The organism is Acinetobacter lactucae (assembly GCF_013344765.1).
In the GTDB taxonomy this organism is placed as follows: Bacteria; Pseudomonadota; Gammaproteobacteria; order Pseudomonadales; family Moraxellaceae; genus Acinetobacter; species Acinetobacter lactucae_A.
The window spans coordinates 1-3833 of record NZ_JABVBF010000233.1 but is presented as its reverse complement, the minus strand read 5'-3'; the positions used below and the strand labels follow the sequence as shown (position 1 = coordinate 3833).

General features: G+C 34.4%; 3 protein-coding genes and 1 pseudogene. All 4 read right to left on the bottom strand.

What is annotated here, in order from left to right; all coding sequences use genetic code 11:
• Positions 1 to 268: 268 nt before the first annotated feature.
• Positions 269 to 502: an AlpA family phage regulatory protein gene (locus HUN22_RS15960; RefSeq protein ID WP_174731398.1), complete on the bottom strand. Its 234-nt coding sequence runs from the start codon at positions 500 to 502 to the stop codon at positions 269 to 271.
• A 146-nt stretch (positions 503 to 648) separates the two neighbouring features.
• Entirely contained in the window at positions 649 to 1626 is a 978-nt protein-coding gene (locus HUN22_RS15955; protein ID WP_174731395.1) for a hypothetical protein, read from the bottom strand.
• Between the two features lie 54 nt (positions 1627 to 1680).
• The gene (locus HUN22_RS15950) at positions 1681 to 2691 is read right to left on the bottom strand and encodes an inovirus-type Gp2 protein (protein WP_174731392.1); all 1011 of its coding nucleotides are present in this window, start codon (positions 2689 to 2691) and stop codon (positions 1681 to 1683) included.
• 328 nt (positions 2692 to 3019) lie between these two features.
• Positions 3020 to 3833 (bottom strand): annotated as a pseudogene (locus HUN22_RS15945) (hypothetical protein); the annotation flags it as partial.

The window sequence follows — 3833 nt, the reverse complement described above, 5'->3', positions numbered from 1 at the left end:
TTTAATACTAATTCTCCCCCTATTTCATTTACTTCTTGCTGATATAAAAATATCAAAGGATTTATTAATTTAAATAAAAACCAATTAAATATACCTCATATTGAGATAGCTAAGAGGTGTACTTTCATATTTTTATAACTATTTTTATGAACCAAGTGCAAATTATAACGGGAAATTAGATATTCAAGATTTAATCCAGAGGATAACTGCAACAAGTGACGTTATCCTCAACAATTTAATATAAAAGTTCTTCTTAGCATCAGAAGCTTTACGCTACCCTCTGGGCAATCTTCAACTGAATCCATTCATTGATTTCCTGAGCTACCCAACCTACTCGATTGGTTGATAAATGAATCTGCTTAGGAAAAGTTTGATCATAATATTTAGATTTTGGATCAAGTATTGAATAAATCGTCGCACGACTAAGGCCTGTGATTTGAATCAATTGTTTGATGTTTAAAATTTGATTGATCTGAAAAGTTTGAGGAGTTAACGCATTCATCTAATTAGTTCCTATTCGATATGAAGGCGTGCTTTCTGCACATAGCATGTGCATTCCAATAAAAAAATACTCATCCAACTGAAAAGAATAAAGTTTCCTACTCCCACTTATTGGGAGTAGGAAATATCTTTACTATCAAAACAACCTTAATTAAAGAATGATCCCTTTTTGCCATGGAAAGGCTTAAAGCCAATCGGATAAACACATAGCTTATCCATTTGCTTACTCGTACTTGTTACCGCTCTTGGTAAGAGATCTAGATTTTCCAGTGGATCATTTGGTTCAACGCAGTTAAAAATCTCATCGTTATTCACATCATTAATGATGAATTCACTGTTAGCCTGATTTTCTAGCTGAAATTTATCTAGAAGTATTCCTAAACGAGCTGTTTCTTCAGACCAAAGCTGGGCAATCCAGGCTGCATATTTGATCTGTTCAGAATAGAAAGTTTTATGAATCGTCATATAGAAACGAATTATATAACGATTTGTCCTAGTATTTCGAATCACATGATAGAAAGTAAACATGACCTGACTGCCATACCAAAGCTGTTGTTTAAGTCTCTTCTCGAAGTTTCTAAATGCCTTCGTCAATTCATCAATGTTGTAAACTAGCTCAGAACCTTTCAAATAACTAAGGTAAAACTTGAGATCTATAGCTCCTATGCTCAATTCACTCATGGCACAATAAGCTTCTCGAATAGCATCGATACGCTTCTCATATCGCTCATTGCACTGGTTAATATGTTCATGAAATCCCGTAGTCTCAAAGAGATCACGTAGCTTTCTCAGAATGTTTTGGATTAACCATTGTTCGTTATGAGAGTTTGAAGGGGTAAAAAAAACATCTGAAAGCTTTGCTTGTACCAACGTATGCAAATAGGCCTTATGAAAGCAATTTAACCAAAAGCTAAATCCATAATCCCTTAAACGTAATTGAAGCAAGAAGTTCCAATCATTGATATAGGCTAAGAATATGCTTTCCCATTTATTCACTATCTGCTTTAAATGATCCTCATACTTAACTCCTTCTACAGGCTTACTGAAGTGGACTTCCATATAAAACTCATACACATCATGTTCTAAACGAGGGGCTGTGGTAAGATCTGGTGATTGGTAAGTCATCTGAATTGTCCTATGAATTAAGTTATTTCATAGGACGTACAACCTGATATTTTTTTACTGATCTGATAACAATAGCTTATTAAACCATGCCGTATCATTCTGATTTCCAGTAAGAACGTACAAAGGATCTATCGAAGGTGGAACAAACTTTATTTGATACTGACGACCATGTGGCTTATAACTCCCCTTAAAAAAGCTTCGACGTCCTAAAGGCTTTACCAACAACATCTGCCCGTGCTTTTCTGGCTCTACTAGATACTGAGCGACCTTTAAAGCATTATGAACATGAGATGGATACTCTCGCTTAATCATCCCTATACCGAGGTTTCCTTGTCGGTCATAGTTATCCTTAATTTCTTTCGTATTTGAATGTCTACCATAACCAACATGATCAGTTATAGACTCCCACTTCTTAGTCACTTTATCCCCAATATCCCAATCCTGATCGTGTTTAGAGCCGTTGTAGATAAGCAAAAGATGTCCGTGATAGCCTTTCGTTACACCTTGTTCTAAAGCAAGTCCATATCCGAGTAAGTGCTTAAAACAACCATTCTTCTCCTTCATAAGTTTGATTAAAGAAGAAATATGAGTATAGAAATCTTTGATAGTAATGATGGGCATAGAAGCCTTTAAATATCCAAGGTCAACCCGAACAATTAAAACCTGATAATGATCATAGATAATGGTCTTTACTTGCTGAAGGAATAATTTCTGATTATCTCTCTCCTGATCTCTAAACTGCCGTATCTCCGCAAGGATAAACGGTCTATGTTTCACTAGAGTTCGGCGAATCTCGTTAATATGATTTAATGAATGCAGATCGAGATAATCTACTAAAGCACACTCACCTCGCCCATCATCTATCCATTGAATGATATTTATAAAAGTTTGAATCGAGGCACTGTACTGAATCCCATCCTGTTCAAATGCCTTAAACGCTGGAATCAATTGCTCAAGATAAGAAACAAACTCTTGATGACTTATATCAAAATTCAGACTGAGTTCGATAAAGTGATTAATAGCAGATAAGGTGGCTGCTTGATGTGACAAGTCAAATAAAAACATGAAGAATTTCCTTAGATATGTCTTAATTCATATCTAAGGGGTTATCTATAATTTATGATTGGTTAATTACATAAGATTAAATTGTTACATGAACAGAGGTACAGCACTCTCAGTAACTGTGGACTATTGAGACATAGAATGTAGATATCAGTAGTAAGCATATATCAGTACTAATTAATTACTACTTAATTTAATAATAATATTTACCGACTTTACCTGAAGTAAAAAAGTAAAGGCTAGCTATCAGTTGCAAGTTGTGATCCTCTCATATTCCCGATAGATTTTAAAAAGTACATTTACGATAGTTAAGGTGAAAATCTATTTTTACTTACTCAACTGATCTATTAATAGCTAATGATTTTTCATTCTCTTTTCTACTTAAAACACCATACAGCTCTAGTTCCTCATCTGAAGGACTAATTTGCTGAGACGCCATTGATATAACTCTCGGTTCATCAGTAATAGACAACGACTCAGCCGACACTTTAACCTCCCCATAAAAAAACAAATCTTCTATTAATGCTATATCCGGAACAAAGATACAACTATATCGGGTCTGCTTCTCGCTTCGTGGTAAAATTCGAAATGCGGGTTTCATGGTAAGTACTTTATGATACTTATTACTTGCTCTGTTTTGCTTATCAAATTCGTTAGATATCTTCAAAAAGAGACTAATTTGATTAAATGCAATTAAATCCAACGCTGACATCAATACACTATTGAACAAAGCTTGTCTTTTCTCTATAGCGGTGCTTTTTGATAAATAATTTTTATAGTCCTCATCAGTAGACTCTTTACTAAATTTAGTATCAATAAGTTCTTCACGATAATATTTTTTGCCTAAAAATAAATCCACTTTTTCATAGTGCTGAAGCCTTACCCCAATATCTTGCGAAATTTGCCGATAAAGTAAAGCATCATTGCTATAGATCTCACTACAATGCTGCTCGAGATAGCATTGTAATAAACCATCTCTCTGATTATAGCTATAAACTATTTCTTTAAATTCGCTAGCGCCCAACTGATCAAATCTAATCAATTTAAGAAAATCTTCATCTTTTTCACTTAACTCTTCGACTACCTGAAAAAGGCGCCCATATTCCGCTTGTTGATATTGAATAAAGGATTCTAGATCTCTTACC

Bases quoted from the DNA above. Each gene is read 5' to 3' on its own strand.
- HUN22_RS15960 (WP_174731398.1), bottom strand. From the start codon at position 502: ATGAATGCGTTAACTCCTCAAACTTTTCAGATCAATCAAATTTTAAAC.
- HUN22_RS15955 (WP_174731395.1), bottom strand. From the start codon at position 1,626: ATGACTTACCAATCACCAGATCTTACCACAGCCCCTCGTTTAGAACAT.
- HUN22_RS15950 (WP_174731392.1), bottom strand. From the start codon at position 2,691: ATGTTTTTATTTGACTTGTCACATCAAGCAGCCACCTTATCTGCTATT.